Raw genomic sequence first — 557 nt, 5'->3', positions numbered from 1 at the left:
TGACGGAACACCTGCAGCTGACTGCGCATCGTGGCTTGATGGACATCGCCAAATTGCAGCACTCGGCATCAACTGCACGCCGCTTCAGCATATCCCTTCCTTGATAGAGGAGTTAAAACAGAACACGTCAAAACCGATCATTGTCTACCCGAATTCAGGTGAGCAATATGATCCTGAAACAAAAACGTGGAACGGCGCAGCATGCGCAGAATCTTACGGGGCGAGCGCCCGCACCTGGCATGAAAAAGGAGCGAGGCTGATTGGCGGCTGCTGCCGGACAAAACCCGAAAATATTCAAGAAATTGCGGCGTGGGCCCGCTCTTTAAAAACAACTTGACTTATCGTAATAGTTTGTATATTCTAACTTAAAGCCGGTTCGCCGGAGTCTCGTGTCACTTTCTGACATGAGATTTTTTATTAGGAGGAAATAAATCGCTGATAGAAAGTTGGAAAAAGATGAACGCTGCCCACAACAAGAATGAGACAACCTTTCAGAGAAGTATGAAAAGCCGGCACCTCTTTATGCTTTCCTTGGGAGGTGTCATCGGAACCGGGCT

2 protein-coding genes are annotated in these 557 nt (G+C 48.1%); both read left to right on the top strand.

From position 1 onward, the window contains the following. Positions 1–337: homocysteine S-methyltransferase family protein (locus tag ACWHAR_RS30670; RefSeq protein WP_452088882.1), on the top strand; the 337-nt coding region annotated here is incomplete at its 5' end. 119 nt (positions 338–456) lie between these two features. Beyond that, positions 457–557 (top strand): hypothetical protein (locus ACWHAR_RS30665; protein WP_452088883.1); only part of this gene is annotated, 101 nt, incomplete at its 3' end.

Source organism: Bacillus sp. LR--39, assembly GCF_053613335.1.
This window is presented reverse-complemented; position numbering and strand designations above follow the sequence as displayed.